14 protein-coding genes are annotated in these 18,367 nt (G+C 53.6%); 6 read left to right on the forward strand and 8 right to left on the reverse strand.

From position 1 onward, the window contains the following. Positions 1-202: 202 nt before the first annotated feature. A complete protein-coding gene (locus CBW42_RS06830) occupies positions 203-2,563 on the reverse strand; it encodes a YhgE/Pip domain-containing protein (RefSeq protein ID WP_165761093.1) in 2,361 nt (786 codons plus the stop codon). Beyond that, positions 2,547-4,670 (reverse strand): efflux RND transporter permease subunit, encoded by a 2,124-nt coding sequence (locus CBW42_RS06835; RefSeq protein WP_087019056.1) that lies wholly within the window; start codon positions 4,668-4,670, stop codon positions 2,547-2,549. Before CBW42_RS06835 ends, CBW42_RS06830 begins: the two co-directional genes overlap by 17 nt. Positions 4,671-4,935: 265 nt before the next feature. Between CBW42_RS06835 and CBW42_RS06840 the strand changes: the two genes are divergently transcribed. From CBW42_RS06840 to CBW42_RS06855, 3 genes are all read left to right on the forward strand, one after another. Then, complete coding sequence (locus CBW42_RS06840; protein WP_087019058.1) at positions 4,936-5,529, forward strand: TetR/AcrR family transcriptional regulator; 594 nt, start codon at positions 4,936-4,938, stop codon at positions 5,527-5,529. Beyond that, positions 5,526-6,209 carry an HAD family hydrolase gene (locus CBW42_RS06845; protein ID WP_087019060.1) on the forward strand — a complete coding sequence of 228 codons (684 nt, stop codon included), beginning with the start codon at positions 5,526-5,528 and terminating at the stop codon, positions 6,207-6,209. Before CBW42_RS06840 ends, CBW42_RS06845 begins: the two co-directional genes overlap by 4 nt. 651 nt (positions 6,210-6,860) lie before the next feature. Beyond that, positions 6,861-7,064, forward strand: coding sequence for a hypothetical protein (locus tag CBW42_RS06855; RefSeq protein WP_087019064.1), 204 nt, complete (start codon positions 6,861-6,863; stop codon positions 7,062-7,064). 176 nt (positions 7,065-7,240) lie between these two features. Here CBW42_RS06855 and CBW42_RS06860 read toward each other — a convergent pair whose 3' ends face one another. Further along, positions 7,241-9,346, reverse strand: coding sequence for a PTS transporter subunit IIABC (locus CBW42_RS06860; protein WP_087019066.1), 2,106 nt, complete (start codon positions 9,344-9,346; stop codon positions 7,241-7,243). Between the two features lie 171 nt (positions 9,347-9,517). Beyond that, complete coding sequence (licT, locus tag CBW42_RS06865) at positions 9,518-10,357, reverse strand: BglG family transcription antiterminator LicT (RefSeq protein ID WP_087019068.1); 840 nt, start codon at positions 10,355-10,357, stop codon at positions 9,518-9,520. A 371-nt stretch (positions 10,358-10,728) separates the two neighbouring features. Here licT and CBW42_RS06870 point away from each other — a divergent pair, with 371 nt between their 5' ends. Both CBW42_RS06870 and CBW42_RS06875 read left to right on the forward strand, forming a co-directional pair. Further along, positions 10,729-11,445: a response regulator transcription factor gene (locus CBW42_RS06870; RefSeq protein ID WP_087019070.1), complete on the forward strand. Its 717-nt coding sequence runs from the start codon at positions 10,729-10,731 to the stop codon at positions 11,443-11,445. Then, the gene (locus CBW42_RS06875; RefSeq protein ID WP_133058276.1) at positions 11,402-13,687 is read left to right on the forward strand and encodes a sensor histidine kinase; all 2,286 of its coding nucleotides are present in this window, start codon (positions 11,402-11,404) and stop codon (positions 13,685-13,687) included. The genes CBW42_RS06870 and CBW42_RS06875 overlap by 44 nt, the downstream gene beginning before the upstream one ends. Before the next feature lie 422 nt (positions 13,688-14,109). Here the strand turns inward: CBW42_RS06875 and CBW42_RS06880 are convergent, their stop codons facing one another. Then, positions 14,110-14,874 (reverse strand): inositol monophosphatase family protein, encoded by a 765-nt coding sequence (locus tag CBW42_RS06880; protein WP_087019075.1) that lies wholly within the window; start codon positions 14,872-14,874, stop codon positions 14,110-14,112. 178 nt (positions 14,875-15,052) lie between these two features. Between CBW42_RS06880 and CBW42_RS06885 the strand changes: the two genes are divergently transcribed. Continuing rightward, positions 15,053-15,706, forward strand: coding sequence for a YczE/YyaS/YitT family protein (locus CBW42_RS06885; RefSeq protein WP_133058277.1), 654 nt, complete (start codon positions 15,053-15,055; stop codon positions 15,704-15,706). A 75-nt stretch (positions 15,707-15,781) separates the two neighbouring features. Here the strand turns inward: CBW42_RS06885 and CBW42_RS06890 are convergent, their stop codons facing one another. The 3 genes from CBW42_RS06890 to argF all read right to left on the reverse strand — a co-directional run bounded on the left by CBW42_RS06890 (position 15,782) and on the right by argF (position 18,188). Next, positions 15,782-16,624, reverse strand: coding sequence for an S-layer homology domain-containing protein (locus tag CBW42_RS06890; RefSeq protein WP_165761094.1), 843 nt, complete (start codon positions 16,622-16,624; stop codon positions 15,782-15,784). A gap of 139 nt (positions 16,625-16,763) precedes the next feature. Next, on the reverse strand, positions 16,764-17,069 hold the full coding sequence (locus CBW42_RS06895; protein WP_087019081.1) for a hypothetical protein: 306 nt from the start codon (positions 17,067-17,069) through the stop codon (positions 16,764-16,766). Positions 17,070-17,204: 135 nt separating this feature from the next. Next, on the reverse strand, positions 17,205-18,188 hold the full coding sequence (gene argF, locus CBW42_RS06900) for an ornithine carbamoyltransferase (protein WP_087019083.1): 984 nt from the start codon (positions 18,186-18,188) through the stop codon (positions 17,205-17,207). Between the last annotated feature and the right edge of the window lie 179 nt (positions 18,189-18,367).

Here is an 18,367-nt window from a genome sequence, read left to right on the forward strand (position 1 = left end):
GCAGTGCGCGGGAGCGCATCGGAACGATTTTCTTTTGCTTCTCCCCGAACTGCTTCCAGCCCGCTTCAAAATCCACTTCTGCGGCGTTGGGGCGGACTGGCGGACGCATTTGTCCGACATGTCCGCGGTGCGCGGGAGCGCACCGGAAAGGTTTTCTTTTGCTTACTTTTCTTTTCCTCAAAAAGAAAAGTAAGAGAGAGAGTTAGAATAGACCCTTAATGCGATCCCACAGGGTTTCCTTTTCCGGCTCCTGCTTTGTCGTGTCGTCCTCGTCCTCTGTATTCTGCACTTCTTCGGTACGCATGACATACTTGGTCGTGGTCTCCGTGGCCGACTCCGGTGCGCCGGAATAGCAGGACGCAGACTGTGCAAATTCGCGCTGTTCATCCAGCACCTTGGCTGCCGTGCGCAGGTTGGTCAGCATCTCGTTATCCGTAATCTTGCTGATACCCTCTTCATTGTATTCTACAATGCCGTCATACAGCTCGCCGGAACCGTCCGAAAGCTGGGTACCCGCTTCGTCAAACTGCCGGATGGCATCCTGTACCGTCGCACTTGCGGAGGAAAGCTGCTTCATGCCTGCTGACAGGTCATCTGCGCCGGAGGTCAGCGAATCCGCACCATCTGCCAGCTGGTTCACACCGCCAGTCAGCGTCGGAACCTGACTGTTCAGCTCACCAATGCCGCCAGACAGCTGATTTGCACCGGAAACCAGTGTGCCGGTACCGTCTGCCAACGCCGACGCACCGCCATACAGCGTCTTTGCACCGGAAGCCGCCTGACTGACGCCCTTTGTGTACTGCGCAATCCCGCTGTCAAGCTGAACTGCGCCCTCCTGCAACTGTGCAACCGAGGTTCCGAGCGTCTTTGCCAGCTGTTGCAGACCTGCATCCATCGTGCTATAGCTGGATGCCGCTGTTTCCAGGCCGCTGTTAATTGTACCCAAATTCTCGCTGAGACTGGACATCGAAGAAGAAATCCCACTCTTTACGCTGCCCGCACCGGAGGCAATCTGTCCCGCCGCGCCAGCAAGCTGACCGCAGGCCTGCGCCATCGCGTCGACGGTCTGACGGTTGGTCTCAAACTTGCGCAGAATCTCCGCGCCGCCCTCCATACTCTGGAGTGCGGCAATTTCACTCTCACTCAGCGATTCGCCCGACTTGGCCGACAGTGCGGACAGATTGCTCTCCAACTCGGAGGCACAGGAAGCAATGCTGTCCAAACCATCCATTGCTTCCTGTAATTTACCGGAATTCAGCGCCTGCATGACCTGATTCATGCCGCCGGACAGCTGGTTCAGGCTGCTCTTCATTTTGGACGAACCAGAGAACAACGCCTGTACATCGTCACTTTCCAGCGCCGCACCCAGCTGGTTCAGGCCGTCCGCCAGATCGGACGCACCGGCGGACAGCTTGCCGGAATTGCCGTCAATCGTGCTCAGGCCCCCGGACAGGTCACCCGCACCCGATTTCAGCGACTGTGCACCGCTGTCGACCTGTGCCGCACCGCTTGCCAGCGACTGTGCGCCGTCCGCAAGCTGTCCGACACCATCTGCCAGATCGCCTGCCCCCAGCTTCAGCGTGCGCATGCCGGAAGACAGCTGCTTTGCGCCGTCGGTCAGCAAGCCCGCACCAGAAGTCGCGTCGATAATGCCGTCATGAAATGCGACATAATTGGAGGACAGTTCACCCAGCTTTTCATCCAGCGTATGGCATCCGTCTGCCAGCTGCTCTGCGCCGTCAATCAGCTGCTGTGTTGCGTCCTTCAGGTCATCCAACTGGTCAAACGTATCATCCAGATCAAGGTCTTCTGCATCCAGATCATCCAGATCAGACGCACAGGCGAAATAGATGGACGGCAGTTCGCCGTCAGTCATATCGCATTCAATCTCAACATCGTCCAGCAGCATGTCGGCAACATCGCTCAGGTCATCGGTCAGCAGATCGCCATAGGTCTCCTTCATGCCCGGCATGGCGAGAAATGCAACAATCTGGTTGCTGCTGTCCGTCTGTACCGTGCCGTTTTCCGCCTTGATATTTTTGAAGTGATCCACCGACATGTCCGTGCCGATAACTGTAAAATACGGCATGCAGACGGTATACTTCTTCCCGTCTACCGTGACCGTTTTGGTCTGTTTGTTTTCCAGCGCGATATGAATGACAAGATGCCCGTCCGCACCCTCCAGCTGGGACGGCTCCACCTGCTTGCCATCCAGCGTGTAGGTGATCTTCGCCTGTACCGGCAGCTCTGCTGTGGAGGTACCCTGATAATAGACATCATTGCCCTCGATGTTCCAGGTCAGCTTACTGCCATTCTGCTTCGGCTGTTCCTTGCCTTTGAGATTTACAATATCGTCCAGATTACTGACATCCGCAAAGTTACTCAGCCCCTTATCCGAATGCAGCCAGTCACTCACCGTCTGATGTGCAACCGTGCCGTCCGGCTCGAGCGTTGCAAATACCGTTTCATCCTTGCTGACAGATGCCGCCAGTGCGGGCGATACCATGCCGCACACCATCAGGGCGCTCAGCGCGCCCGCCGTTACTTTATATGCCTTTTTCAATTGGAACACGCTCCTTATTTTGCTTTGCTTTCGCACCGGACGCATTGTCTTCAATCCAGTGCCATGAGGTTTTGCGGATGACCGGCGCAAACAGGACGAGCAGCGCCGGAAGAACAAACAGGATGACGAGCATGGAAATAATCGCGCCGCGGCTGATGAGCAGGCACAGACTGCGGATCAGGTCGATTTTGGAGACAAACGACAGTCCGACGGTCGCGGCAAAAAAGGTCAGGCCGCTTGTGATAATGCTCGGTGCACAGGTCTGCACCGAAATCGCCGCCGCCTCGCGCGGGGCAAGGCCGTTGTTGCGCTCCTCACGATAGCGCGTCGTCATCAGGATCGCATAGTCCACTGTTGCGCCGAGCTGGATCGTACCGAGGACAATGCTTGCGATAAACGGGATGGTGGAACCGGTGAAATATGGCAGGCCGAGGTTTATCATAATTGCGCCCTCAATGGCGAATACCAGAAGCACCGGAACAGAAATCGATTTGAAGGTCAGCAGGATGATAAGGAACACCGCGAGAATCGAGGTGACCGAAGTGGCGCTGAAGTCGTGGTCACTGACAGTAATCAGATCCTTTGTCATGGCTCCCTCACCGGTGATAATGCCATTTTTGTCATAGCGCTTGACAATCTGATCGATGGTATCGACCTGTGCGTTCATCTCATCGTGTCCCGGTTTGTATTCCGTTGTAATCATCATCAGCCGGTGCCCGCCTGCATGGAACAGGGACGCCACATCCTCCGGCACGACGCTCTGCGGGATGCCGCCGCCGATGTATTTTTCATAGCACAGCGTATTCTTGACGCCGTCCACATGGTCGATCTCATCCGCGAGATTCTTCATATCCGCCGAATCCAGCGACTCATCCACAATGACAAAATGGAAGCTCGGCATGCCGAAATCCTCCGACAACCTGTTGGTACCGGCAATGCCGGTCAGTGTCTGCGGCAGACTGTCGGTCAGCGTGTAATAGACATTGGTTAGGCTCTGCGCCCGCCCGAATACGACAAACAGGACAAGAAATATCGCCAGAATCGATTTCGGATGTCCGGTGATAAACTGTCCGGTGCGTTTCAAATTCGGCCAGATAACCGGATGTTTGCTCTTTTCAATGACGCGGTCGAAATAGATGATGAGCGCCGGAAGGATGGTCAGCGTGCTCAGTACGCCGAGCGCGACACCCTTCGCCATAACGATGCCGATATCTGCGCCGAGCGTCAGCGACATCGTACACATCGCGAGGAATCCAGCAATCGTCGTCAACGAGGACGACATGATCGCTGTACTCGTTTTACAGATGGCAGAGATCATCGCCTCCTCATTCGGCTTCTCCGCTTTCTCATCCTGATACCGGTTCAACAGAAAAATACTGAAGTCCATCGTGACGCCCAGCTGCAAAACGGCCGCAAGCGCCTGTGTGATGTACGAAATCTGCCCGAGAAAGACATTGCTGCCGAAGTTATAGACAATCGGGAAGATCAGACCGAGCAGGAAGATGAACGGCACCACCGTGTTCTCCAGGAACAGAAACAGCACCAGCAGGCTGAACACGACCGCACACAGCACATATTTCGGCAGCTCCTGATTGACCAGCTCCTTGGTGTCCTCCAGAATGGCGGACATGCCGCCGAGGAAACAGCCCTTGCGCATCGTGGATTTGATTTCCGCAATCGCATTCATCGTGCTGTCGGACGCGCTCGATTCATCGAACCGCACCAGCAGCATGGTCGAGTCATTTTTGCCATAAAGGAAATCCTTCGCGTCAGACGGCAGCATTTCCTTCGGAACCGAAACATCCAGGACATCACTCGTCCAGAACACGCTGGAAACGCCATCGATCTGCTCCAGCTCTTCCTTCATGTCCAACAGATCCGCGGTCGGCATACCCTCTACCGTAACCATCGCTGTGGAGGCAATCTGGAAGTCATTCTCAAGATATTGCTCGCCCTCCATCGATTGCAGATCAGACGGCAGATAACTCAGAATATCATAATTGACCCGTGTGTTGATGTATCCGAAAGCGGACAGCACGAGCAGTATACATGCCGTCGCGAGCACAAAGCCGCGGCGTTTTACTACAAAACGAGCCATACGCTCCATACAGAATACGCCCCTTTCTTTGGGAGTTTTCCGGCAGATTTCGCCGGTTTTTAACAAAGTGACCATTCGTCACTTTTACAGTACACCCAGTATAGTTCAAAACTGACCAGTGGTCAATATCTATATTGCCGACTTTGCTACCCTTTTCCAACATCGCGTTGTTCATTTCGCAGAATATCAGTTTTCCCACTCGCGTTTCTTGCCAAATCCCGGCGAATGGGCTATACTTGTGGCAATCCGATTGGATACAAAGGGGTGAGACAGCATGAGCGAAAGCATGGAACAGAAAAAGGAAACAAAAAAGAAAAATCTGCTGCACGCCGCGCAGACGCTGTTTCTGGAAAAGGGCGTGTCAAAAACCAGCATCAGCGAGATCGCAGAGCGCGCACAGGTCGCCAAGGGCACCTTCTATCTCTATTTTGCAGACAAGGATGACCTGCTCCAGCAGCTGCTTTACCAGATCAGCTATGACATCATCCGGCAGGCCTATATCTACGCCGAGCAGCGCCGTACCGACGACTTCGCGGAAAATATTATCATCTTCGCGGACTGGATCATCGATTATCTGACAGAGCACACGGATATCCTGCGTCTGATTGAGCGCAACTTCTCATGGCCGATGATCCAGCGCAGCCTGACCGGGCATACGGATGACCCGCTCTGGCGTGCCATCGTCATGCGCCTGCACGACACGCCGCTCGCCGATATCCACAACTCACAGGAGCTGTATGACGTTATCTTTATTATCGTAGAAATGTGCGGCACGGTCTGTTATTCCAGCATCATCGAGGGCCGCCCCGACACGATTGACAACATGAAACCGCTGCTGTACCGCATGATACGGAGATTACTGCGATGAATTCCACAAACCTGCAACACCCGGCACTGGTTTTCGATATGGACGGTGTCATTCTCGATACAGAATCGCTTGTCCGCCGCTGCTGGCACCTGCTGGCGCCGGAATACGGTCTGGATGCAGGCGACCTCGACCAGGTCTTTCTTTCGACCGTAGGCACGACCCGCATGTATACCGGAGAAATCCTGCGCACACATTACGGCGCAGACTTCCCTTCCGAACAATTTAACAGCCATGTCAGCCGCACCTTCCATGCCATCGCGGACACAGATGGCATCCCGGTCAAGCCGGGTGTTCGTGCGCTGCTGGACTGGGCAAAGAACGCCGGCTTCCGCATTGGTCTGGCCTCCTCCACGCGTGAGGTGACCATTCGGCGCGAGCTGGAGCATGCGCAGCTGTACCACTGCTTTGACCACGTGATCGGCGGCGACCGCATCGCACGCAGCAAGCCCTATCCCGACATCTATGAGGCCGCCTGCCGCGCACTCGCTGTCCTGCCTGCGGATGCCTTCGCCATTGAGGACTCCTACAACGGCATCCGTGCCGCAGCCGCGGCAGGCATGCGCCCGGTCATGGTTCCCGACCTGTTGCCTCCGACGGACGAAATGCGCACGCTGTGCCACAGCATTTTCCCCGACCTCGCTGCCTTCCGCAGCTTCCTCGCCCAACAGTTCTCTGCCTGATTTCACATCTTCATCCCGCCGGTTGTTCCGGCGGGATTTTTTATCCGCACCTTCGTTTATATAGCTATTTCTCTATTGTTATACTCTGTTTCAATTTGCACGTTTGTTCAAATTTGCGTTTTCATTCTCTTCCATCCCTTCAAAAAACTCCCATATTATCTGCATGTCCAGCCTGTCGTTTTCCGCACGGAAACACGTGCGTTTTGTCCGCGAGACATGGAGCTTTGTTCGCACCTGTATGAAACAAACATATGAAACATCTTGTTTTTTCATTCCATCGATTTTTCCATCTTTTTTGCAGTAAAATTTCGAGTTTATCTTGAATTTTTATTGATTTTGAAATTTTAAGAAACAATATGCATGATTTATCTGAGAAATTTTTTTAAATTTCTTGCGAAAATTATGAAAGACTTGCACAAAATCACAGATTTTATAAACAAACTTTATCACGCTAAATCGTTTTCGGTTATTTCTGTATAAGATAGTAAAAAACACATGTTTTTCATAGCAATAATTCGGTGAATTTGCGCCGTGACAAACGTAACGAAATGGGATATTATATTAGCGAAGACAGAAAGCCTGGTGCAATGCACCGGTCGACCGTTTTCGGCAAAATATCGGGCCATATGGCTCAGAAAGGAAGCGAGCACGATGGGCATCTTAGGCGAACTCAATCAGATGGTGAAAGCAGGAAGCATGGAACAGTTCCACACATATCTGACCAACGAAAGCAATCTTTCCCGTACAGACGCAGGCACTTCGGCAAACATCGACCTGAATGACCCCCGCACAGCAGGCGCACACAGACGTTCGATGCATCACGACGCGGAAATTTCCATCGCTTCTCACCGTTAATCCGATTCCCCCAATTTTTTTCATACCTATTTCTCTTATCTCTTTTCTCTGTAAAAGCACCACCGCAGTCAGACCGACTGCGGTGGTGCTTTTTGCATGCCAAAAACAGCGAGAGACCGGCAGGTTGCCGGTCTCCCGCTTATAGGGGTTGGGAAAAAAGGGGTGGCTGTTTTTTATCAGCGAACCGTCAGGATGCGGTCCCCGGTCTTGACATCGCCGGACGGCTGCATCGCAATCTCTGCGAAATCATCCGAGTTGGTGACAATGACCGGTGTAGTCAGCGGATAGCCCGCCTTCTTGATGGCTTCCATGTCAAAGGTACCGATGAGGTCGCCCTTCTTCAGCGTATCGCCCGCCTTGACCTTGATGTCATAGCCCTCACCGTTCAGGCGCACGGTGTCGATGCCGATGTGGATCAACAGCTCGAGATCGCCTGCAACCAGACCGATGGCGTGTTTGGTATCAAAGACATTGGCAACCTCACAGTCGCACGGTGCGACAACCTTGCCCTCTGTCGGTTCAATCGCTGCGCCATCGCCCAGCATGCCTTCCGAGAATACCTCATCCTTGACCTCGCTCAGCGGGATCAGCTTGCCGGTAATCGGCGCACAAAGCGTAACGGCCGGGCCTGCCTTCTTTTCTGCCGGAACGGGTGCTTCCGGAGCCGGTGCCGGTGCCGGAGCTGCCTGCGGGGCAGCGTCGCCGCCATGCTCCAGGAAGTCCTCCAGATTGGATTTGATTACCGTGACGCGCGGTCCATAAATGACCTGTACGCCCTGGCCCTTATGAATGACGCCGGATGCGCCGGTGGATTTCAGAATACCATCGTCAACCTTTGCGGAGTCATGCACCGTCATGCGCAGACGGGTTGCGCAGCAATCGATATCCGAGATGTTTGCACGGCCGCCGAGGCCTGCAACGATCTGTGCAGAAAGCGCATCCGCGCCGCCTGCGCTGTTCTGTGCATCCTTTGCCGCATTGACATCGGCACGGGTGTACAGCTTGTTCTCCGCGTCGCCGCGGCCTGGGGTCTGATAATCAAACTTGGTAATCATGAAGCGGAACAGGAAGTAGTATACGGCGAAGTAAACAACACCGACAACAATAACCCAGATCCAGCTGGTCTTTGCATTGCCCTGCATGATGCCAAACAGCGTCAGGTCGATGATGCCGCCGGAGAACGTCATACCAACTGTGCAGTTGAGGATATGCATCAGCATATAGGAGAGGCCTGCCAGCACACAATGTACGACATACAGCGGCAGTGCGACGAACAGGAACGTAAATTCAATCGGTTCTGTAATACCGGTCAGCATGCCGGTCAGCGCTGCGGACAGCAGCAGGCCGCCGACTTCCTTGCGGTTTTCCGGATTTGCGCAGTGGTACATTGCCAGCGCGCCGCCCGGCAGACCGAAGATCATGAACGGGAACTTGCCGGTCATGAAGCGGCAAGCCTGAGAGGCATAGTGAGTGACGGTCGGATCAGCCAGCTGTGCGAAGAAGATGTTCTGTGCACCCTCTACGACAACGCCGCCGACTTCCATCGTGCCGCCGAGTGCGGTCTGCCAGAACGGCAGATAGAAGACATGGTGCAGGCCGAACGGAATGAGCGCACGCTCAATGAAGCCGTACAGCCAGGTGCCCGCGTAACCGGAGCTGAGTACCAGTGCGCCCAGCGCATAGATGCCGCTCTGGACAATCGGCCAGATGAAATACATAACGATACCGACAACCAGATAGACAACTGCGGAAATAATCGGGACAAAGCGCGTGCCGCCGAAGAAGGACAGCACCTGCGGCAGTTCAATCTTATAGAACTTATTGTGCAGCGCCGCAACACCGAGGCCGACGATAATGCCGCCGAATACGCCCATCTGGAGCGAATTGATGCCGCAGACGGTCGCCGTCGCACCATCCATATTCGGTGCACCGAAGTTTTCGATCATCGCGCTGATGGAGGCATGCATGATGAAGAATGCAATCGCGCCGGCGAGCGCCGCGACTTCCTTCTCCTTTTTCGCCATGCCGATCGCAACGCCGATCGCAAAGATCAACGCCAGATTGTCGAACACGATGGACCCCGCCGCATTCATGACGTTGAGTATGGAATTGGCCACCGTACCCGGGCCAAGGATTCCCATCAGCCCATAGGTTTCCAACATGGTCTCGTTGGTAAACGAGCTGCCGATGCCAAGAAACAGACCGGCTACCGGGAGCAGCGCAATCGGAAGCATGAATGATCTGCCGACACGCTGTAAGACGCCGAAAATCTTGTCTTTCATTTCTTTCTCCTCCTGATAAATTTAATATTGCCAAGCGGATGCCCGCTTTATGCACAAAAAAGACCTTACGCAGGGCAAACAACCCGCCGGATTTCCGGCAGGAGCAAAACGCCCCATCAGCGCAAGGTCTTGCCCAAGCATTTCTGCCCGGTCACAAGCTTCCATATTCTGTTATTCTTTGCTTCCGGAAACCCGGCGCAGGTGCACCGTGAGGAACACCATTTCCTCCTCCGAAAGATTGCAGTGAAATTGTTTTTCCAGATACGTCCGGATCCGCTGTGCGCAGATATAATCGCGCGGATAGCGGTCACGGATCATGCGCTGAAACTGCTCATCGTCACCCTCCATGGTCTCCCGCCGCGCGATGCGCTGGCCGAGGAACTTGAGGTGCGTGATAAACCGCCCGTAATCGAGCGAATTTTCATTCAGCGTAATGCCGTAATAGTTGCGGACGGTCTTCAGGATAACCTGAATCATCTCGGTGATCTTGACCATATCCGACATATCGGTGTCCAGCTCAGCGTTGACGATATGCAGCGCCACAAATCCGGCTTCGTCCTCACTCAGCTGTACGTCGAGCCGGTCGTGCACCATTTCAATTGCGTGCTGACCGATTGAAAATTCATTTGGATAGAAATTTTTGATCTCCCACAGCAGGCCGTTTTTGTATTCCAGCCCTTTCGCCTTGCGCTCAATGGCAAAGCTGATATGATCGGTCAATGTGATGTAGATATTTTCGCTCAGCTTTTTCCCGAGGCGTTGCTGGGCGCATTCGATAATCTCCGTGCAGACGGCGACATGCTCGGTCGGCACATCCTTCACCAGCTCCATGAGCTTGCTCTTGGCTCGTTCATCCCGAAGCGCATAAACCTTCTCAATGGTCGCAGGCGGCACAATGTCGCCCTTTTTCTTGCGGAATCCGATGCCCAGACCGCGCAGAATGACCTCTTGTCCATCCTCCCCGACCGAGCACACAAAATTATTTCCTATGACACGCGCAATGCGATACATGGTATGCTCTCTTTCCCTGTGTTCCCATTTCCCTGTTTTCCAGCTTTCCCTCTGGAATAAAAAAAGACTAGTTGCAAACTTTTCCGCGAGTCTTGCGCAAAGTATGTAATCTAGTCCTGCCTGCTTTACCAGTCACAGCTGTGTTCGTTTATCGTATCTTCAGTATAGCCTGCCCCGCGAGATTTGTCAACGCGGTTTTCAGCGTCTCTCGAGATTTTGTCTGATCTTCCAAATTCATATAAAACAAGTTATGCATTTTTACCATACCATGGTATTTTTTGTTTTCTTCAGAAATTATTAAGATTTCTGTGATATCCTTTGAAAGGAAGCTTTTTTATCCTATACCCATAGACAGCAAGGAGGACACACAGATGCTGTACCGTATTCTCGTCTGCGACGACGATCCCGCAATTGCGCGGGCGATTGGCATTTACCTGCGCGCCGCCGGTTACGAGGCGGTCGAAGCACATGATGGTCTGGAGGCGCTGGACATCTGCGCAAAGCAAACCATCCATCTGGTCATCATGGATATCATGATGCCGGGCATGGACGGCATGCGGGCGACCGAGGTGCTGCGTGAAACGCAGAACATCCCGGTTATCATGCTTTCCGCCAAGAGCGAGGATGTCGACAAAATTGACGGCCTGACGGTCGGTGCGGATGACTATGTAACCAAGCCGTTCAACCCGGCGGAGCTGATGGCACGCGTCCGCTCCCAGCTGCGGCGCTATACAGCACTTGGCGGCATGATGGTGCAGGAGCAAAGCCGTGTATATCGCACCGGTGGACTTGTGATCGATGACGCGGCGAAATCTGTCACGGTCGACGGTGAGCCGGTCAGTCTGACGCCGCGCGAATACGGCATTCTCGCTTTCCTGACCAAACATGCCGGGCAGGTGTTCTCCATCTCGCAGATCTATGAGGCGGTGTGGAACGAGACTGCATACAGTCCGGAAAACACCGTTGCTGTTCACATCCGGCGCATCCGGGAAAAAATCGAAATCAACCCAAAAGAGCCGAAATACTTAAAGGTGGTGTGGGGAATTGGCTACAAAATGGAGAAACTTCACCCGAAACTGCTGGGTTAAGGCAGTTGCGGTCATCCTCGTGGTGGCCTCCGCAGGCGTCGCCGCATGGCAGGCGGCTGCTTTCGCAGACTATGTGTACAACGCGCAGGACAACTATCTCGATTCCATGCTCGACGGTCGCATGCTGTTCACGCGGGAGATGCCCGCCAATTATCTGATAGAAAATCAGGATTCCCTGATCTATCAGCTGTACAGCCAGGTACAGCAGGGAAACGAGAGCTATGTCGCCTCCGGGCAGAGTATCGACGAAGTTGAGCTTTGTGAGCAAATTTATAATTTCTACTATGATCTGTATTACAACGAATATGAGGACGAATCGCTTGAGATGCAAACCATACGGCGCACCGTATATCCGGCAGAGGAAGGTTCGTCCAATGCACTGTCCGACGAAAAGATCAACGAACTGGTCACGCTGGCAATGAACTATGAAATCACGCAGGACGGCGGCGATGCAGCAAACTTTCGCGGCTGGCTGGAAATGAATCGCGGAGTTTATGCTGTCTTTCGTCAGAAAATGATTGCCGAACAATTGGACAATGTCCGCGATACCGCCCGGCTGACATCGCTCCTTGAGGGCTACGACTACTATGCGTACTGCAAGGAAACCGATACAACCCTGACCAATCTGGATGTCACAAATGCTGCCGCTGCAAAGAAGCAGCTGACCGCATCCGACTATCCGCTTGTCTGTTCTCTGAACGCAAACGGATTCTTCGACTGGCAGGGACAGCTGTGGGATGACACCGCGCAGCCAATTGAGGATATTTCCAGCTATTACGACCAACCCTTTGGTTCTGGCGATGTGCTGCTCCTCGCGCTCAGGCCGACCACATATGACAGCATGGCTGCACAGTGGGCGACCGCCAGCCGCGTCGTACAGCGCTTCGCAGGCATCATCTGCATCGTTGTACTCGCCGCGCTGCTGGGTTTTGTCCTCCTGTGCTGCGGCGCAGGCCGCAAAACCACAGCCGATGGCATTCATCTGATCGGCTTCGACCGCGTCTGGACAGAAGCGCAGATTGTCCTCGGCACTGCCGCATGGCTCACATGGGTCGGTATCATCTGCGTCCTCATCGACCAGTATGACTCCATTCCGCAGAACATACTGTATCCCATTGTCATTGTCTCGTCCATGCTGCTGGCAGCTGTCACGCTCGGTCTGGTGCTCGCGCAGATCCGCCGCATCAAAGCGCGCAAATGGCTCAACGGATTTCTGTTCTGGCGGTTGTTCAAGAAGTATATCGTGCATGGCGTGCGCTGGCTGGCGCAGCAGTTCGGCAAATCATCCCTGCGTCAGAAAATCGCAATCCTTTCCATTCTGCTCCCGCTGCTCTGTATATTCTGGTTCACTGTCCCGTTTATTATTGCCGGCCTGCTGTACTTCGGCATGCGCGAGGCGGATAGTTTTGAAGCGGTCACAAACGGTGCTCGTGACATCCGCGCCGGAAAGACGGAAACGCACATCAAGCTGGAGTATGGCAGCAGGGAGCTGCATGCGCTCGCCGACGATCTCAATGGCATTTCGGACGGCTTCGGCGACGCAGTCAACACCGCGGTCAAGTCGGAACGGCTCAAAGCCGAGTTGATCTCCAACGTATCGCACGACATCAAAACCCCGCTGACCAGCATCATCACCTACATCGACCTGCTGAAAAAATGCAATCTGACCGATCCGACCGCCCGCGAATATGTGGATGTCCTCGACCAGAAGGCACAGCGCCTGCGCATCCTGACCGGCGACCTGTTCGACGCGTCCAAGGCCTCCAGCGGCGCGATGAAGGTCGAGCTGATGCAGGCTGACTTTGATGCCCTGCTGCGGCAGGCACTCGGCGAACGCTCGGAGCATCTGACAAAGGCAAATCTCGATGTCCGCATCGATTCCAATCCGCCGGTCTATGTCAACGCAGACGGACGGCTGCTATGGCGTATTCTTGACAACCTGCTTTCCAACTGTGCGCGCTATGCGCTGCCCGGAAGCCGCGTTTATATCGCCATCCAGCCGGGTACGGAATTTGCAACCCTGACGATAAAGAACATCAGCGCATCCGAGCTGAACATCTCCTCTGACGAGCTGATGGAACGCTTTACGCGCGGCGACCGTTCGCGTCACACCGAAGGCAGTGGACTGGGCTTGTCAATTGCCAGAAGTCTCGCCGAACTGATGGGTGGCACCTGCCGTGTCGAAATCGACGGCGACCTGTTCAAGGCAATGGTTACCATCCCTGTATGGAAAGAAACATAACGTCATACGGACATGCAAAAAAAGCCGCCGCGGCTGCGCCAAAAGCGCCCGCGGCGGCTTGCCTGTCCCCGATTGACAGGTTTTGTCCAATCTGCTAGAATCGTGCACAGAGACATACCAAAACGGTGGCGGCTGTCCCCTGATTTTTCGATGGGGACAAACTTCTTTCCCCCAAATCTGTAAAGGATCGGGGGTGGATGATGTGAAAAACGTTACGTATTCAGAGCTGTTTCAGTTCTGTACGCTGATTGTATCGATCATCAATCTGGTCATTTTACTTTCCAGATAAAAAAGAAGCAACCGCCTAACCCTTCCAAAGATGGCGATTGCTTCAATCACTTTCTATAAGGGACAGCCGTTGCCGGTATGTCTCTCTTGTTATATTCAGAATAGCACGGATTACCAAACCTGTCAAGCAGACGTTATACACGCAGGAACGACGGATCTGCACCGGTTCCGGTGGCAAGCACAGAGCATGCCTTTGTGAGGTCGATCTCCCCGCCCTCCACACGTGTGACAGAGCCTCCCGCCTCGCGGACAATGAGAGAGCCTGCTGCATAATCCCACGGCTGCAAGCGGAGTTCAAAATACAGCTCCGCGCGTCCCGCTGCAATCGTACACAGATCAATCGCCGCTGACCCGCTGCGGCGAATATCCATGGAACGGTCAAAGCACAGGCGCAGCAGGCGGAATGAATCATCCACCAGTTCTTTGTAATAGGAAGCGGAGCCGAACAGCGTGAGTCCCTGCTGTAACGGTTTCTCGGAGACATGAATCGGCTTTCCGTTGCAGAACGCACCCTTACCGCGCTGTGCATAAAACATCTCATCAAGATATGGGTTATACACCACGCCGATTTCCTGCGTCCCATCGTGCGTCATTGCAACAGAAATCGCACTGCACTTGTAATCCTTGACGAAATTTGTCGTACCGTCAATCGGATCGACAACAAAGGCATCGCCGCGTGCGATCGATTCGTGCACATCTTCTTCTTCCCCGACAAAATGTGCCTGTGGTGCAATCTCCAGCAGCTTGTCACGCAATGCCTCCTGCACAGCTCTGTCATATTTCGTGACCAGATTATTCGACTGTCCATCTTTTATTTCGGCCGCCGCCTGCGTGCGGTCGGCCTGCAAAATCATTTCACCGCACTCACGCACGGCCTGAATGATCTGTTCGAGAATCATATCTGTTCCTTCTTTCGCTTTGATATTTGTATCATACCACGCGGATGGATCGGCTGCAAACCCTTTCCAATTTGGAACATTTCGCAAGATTATTCTATTCTCCACGCGTCCTTTCTGCTACAATGACAACAAAGGGGCAAACATGCCTCTTGTAAAAAGAGAGAGAGGAATGAACTCCATGACAAAAACTGTTTCCTGGGTGCGCCGGATTCCGGTGTATCTTGTCGGCCTGTTTCTGATGACAGTCGGCGTCAATTTATCCGTCCTGTCCGGGCTTGGTGTTTCCCCGATTGACACCATTCCTTATGTTGTCAGCCTGATTTCCGGAAAAAGCCTCGGGCTATGTACTACGCTGGTGTTTTCCGTGTATATCGTATTGCAGATTCTGATTCTGCGCCGCGATTTCCAATGGTTTAACCTGCTCCAGCTCGTTATTTCCACAATTTTCGGTTGGTTTGTCACACTGTCCGGTATGCTGACCAACCTGCTGCCCGCCAATCCGGGCTATCTCATCCAGTTTATCTATATGCTGTGCAGCATTGTTTTTCTCGGCACAGGAATTTTCCTCTATGTCGCAGCTGATATCCTGAATATGCCGGCTGATGCAGTCGCACTGGCACTGGCATTTAAAACCGGCAAGCCGATGTCCACAACAAAAATCTGGTTCGACTGGACAGTTGTAGCACTGACCGTGATCCTGTCGCTTTTCTTCCTGCACAACATCAGCGGTATCCGGGAAGGAACCTTTATCGCCGCATTCGGCGTTGGCATGTGCATCCGATTCTGGGAACGGCATCTGACCGAACCGCTGCATCGATTCTTATTTCCGTAAAGACAGAAAAAATGCTCCCTCCGCAAAGCGGAAGGAGCATCTTTTTTACATCATTGCATCTTGATGCAGTTTGACTTAGTCAGCCCAGTCCTTCAGAGACAGGTACTTAGACAGCATGGTAGCAGCCTCTGCACGGGTTGCATTGCCCTGCGGGTTGAGGTACAGCTCGCCGTTGTCAGCGGAACCGTAGATGATGCCGACCTGGTTTGCCCAGACAATTGCATCCTTAGCCCAGCCCTGAACCTTGTCTGCATCAGCAAATGCCTTCAGCGACCAGTCAGAAACCTTCGGCTTGCCCTCACGAGCGTACAGCATCATAGCGAGCTCTTCGCGGGTAACATTGCCCTTCGGCTGGAAGGTGCCGTCCGGATAGCCTGCAACAACCTTGTTCTGGCTTGCCCAGATAACAGCATCATAGTACCAGGAATCGCTGTTGGTTACGTCGCTGAATACGGATTCACCGGTTACTTCCGGCTTGTACGCCTGTGCATACAGGATCTGTGCAACCATCGCACGGGTCAGCGGGGACTTCGGAGCGAAGGTGGTTGCGCTGGTGCCGTCCATCAGGCCGTAGGAATATACGTACTGTACGTACGGAACGTACCAGGAAGCAGCCGGGACATCAGTGAAAATCTCGCTGACCGGCTTGGTGGTCAGCTTCGGCAGTCTTACGGTCTTGGTCTCACCGCAAATTTTGCAGGTATAAACCTTGATGCCGGTGGTCGTCTCAGTCGGCTCAACCGTCACCTTGCCAGCATCCCATGCATGTGCGCCTGCCGCACAGTCAACCGCAGTCTCTACCGTTGTTCCCTGCCCGTCCTGTGCCGGCACGTCTGCCGCCATAGCAGCCGTTGCCAGTACGGAAACCGACATGCAGCCTGCGAGCACAAGGCTCATCAATCTTTTCTGCCATTTCATATTTGCCATTCCTTTCTGCGTGTCGCAAATAATTCCCCATGGGCTTTCCACGGATTGTTCTTGGAATATTATATCATCTTATGATACGAATTGCAATAGCCTTCCTTATTTATCTCTACCCAATATGCTCGCATTTGTGTCATTTTTCCGCATGCTCCGTCTCATATTGCCGCAATGAACCCTCCGTCATGTGTGACAGCGCAGCAATGCGTTCATTCACCATATCCCACAGGCACATCGGCAGATGGTCGCGGTGTCCGCGGTGGATGGTCACACACTCGAAACAGTTTCCATGATGCGGACAGGCCTCCGTACATGGGCAGTGGTCGCCGCTCTCGCGCACCTGCTTCAAAAACTCCATCTTCATCTCATACGCTTCTTGTTTGAAGCCCTGCTGATCCAGCTCATTCTGGCGGATTGCCAGCTCATTTCCGTCAATTTTCATGCTCTCGTCCTCCCGGCATTCTGTTTCTATTTATATCATAGCATTGTGCGCAACTGCCGTCAATCCTTGCTCCTCCCACAGCGCAAAAAAGAGGAGCAGGCATTTGCTCCTGCTCCCCTGTATGTATCACATCATTTACAGCGTTGCCGCCATAACTGCCTTGATGGTGTGCATGCGGTTTTCCGCCTCGTCGAACACAATGGACTGCGGGCCCTCGAAGACCTCATCCGAGACTTCCATTGCATCGCGGCCGAAGCGCTCGCCCATCTCCTTGCCGATGGTGGTTTTGTGGTCGTGGAATGCCGGCAGACAGTGCATGAAGACCGCCTGTTCGCCTGCGTTTTCCATCAACTTGCTGTTAACCTGATACGGTGCCAGCGCGTCAATGCGCTCCTGCCATACCTCAACCGGCTCGCCCATGGATACCCATACATCGGTATACAGGACATCTGCACCGCGCGTTGCTTCCATCGGATCCTCACAGAAGCGCAGCGTCGCGCCGGTTTCAGCGGCAATCGCCTCGCACTGTGCAATCAGCTCAGCATTCGGGAAATATTCCTTCGGCGCACAAGCAGTGAAATTCAGTCCCATCTTTGCACAGCCGACCATCAGTGAATTGCCCATGTTATAGCGCGCATCACCCAGATAGACAAAATTGATGCCTTTCAGACGGCCGAAATGTTCCCGGATGGTGAGGAAGTCCGCCAGAATCTGAGTTGGATGGAATTCATTGGTCAGTCCGTTCCAAACCGGGACTCCTGCATACTTTGCCAGCTCCTCGACAATGTCCTGACCGAAGCCGCGGTATTCAATGCCGTCAAACATGCGGCCGAGCACGCGCGCCGTATCCGCGATGCTCTCCTTCTTGCCGATCTGCGAACCGGACGGGTCGAGATAGGTCACCTGCATGCCGAGGTCATGCGCTGCGACCTCGAAGCTGCACCGCGTGCGGGTGCTGGTCTTTTCAAAAATCAGCGCGATATTTTTTCCGCGCAGCGTGTCATGCGGTACGCCCGCCTTTTTCTTTGCCTTGAGGTCAGCCGCGAGGTCGAGCATTCCCTCGATTTCCTCCGGTGTGAAGTCCAGCAGCTTGAGAAAATTTCTGCCCTTGAGATTCATGTGCGTTCCTCCTGTTATCGTCAGCCGCCCAGCGGGACGGCATTTGTATTCTGTAAAAACAGTCCGGCTTTATTATACCAGAGAAACGACGGATTGCAAAGCGCTCACCGTTTGCATAATCCAATATGTCATTACTTCTTTTTTCCGTATTTCTACCACTTTATCAGCACATTTTCCCA

The organism is Butyricicoccus porcorum (assembly GCF_002157465.1).
GTDB classification, from domain to species: Bacteria; Bacillota; Clostridia; order Oscillospirales; family Butyricicoccaceae; genus Butyricicoccus_A; species Butyricicoccus_A porcorum.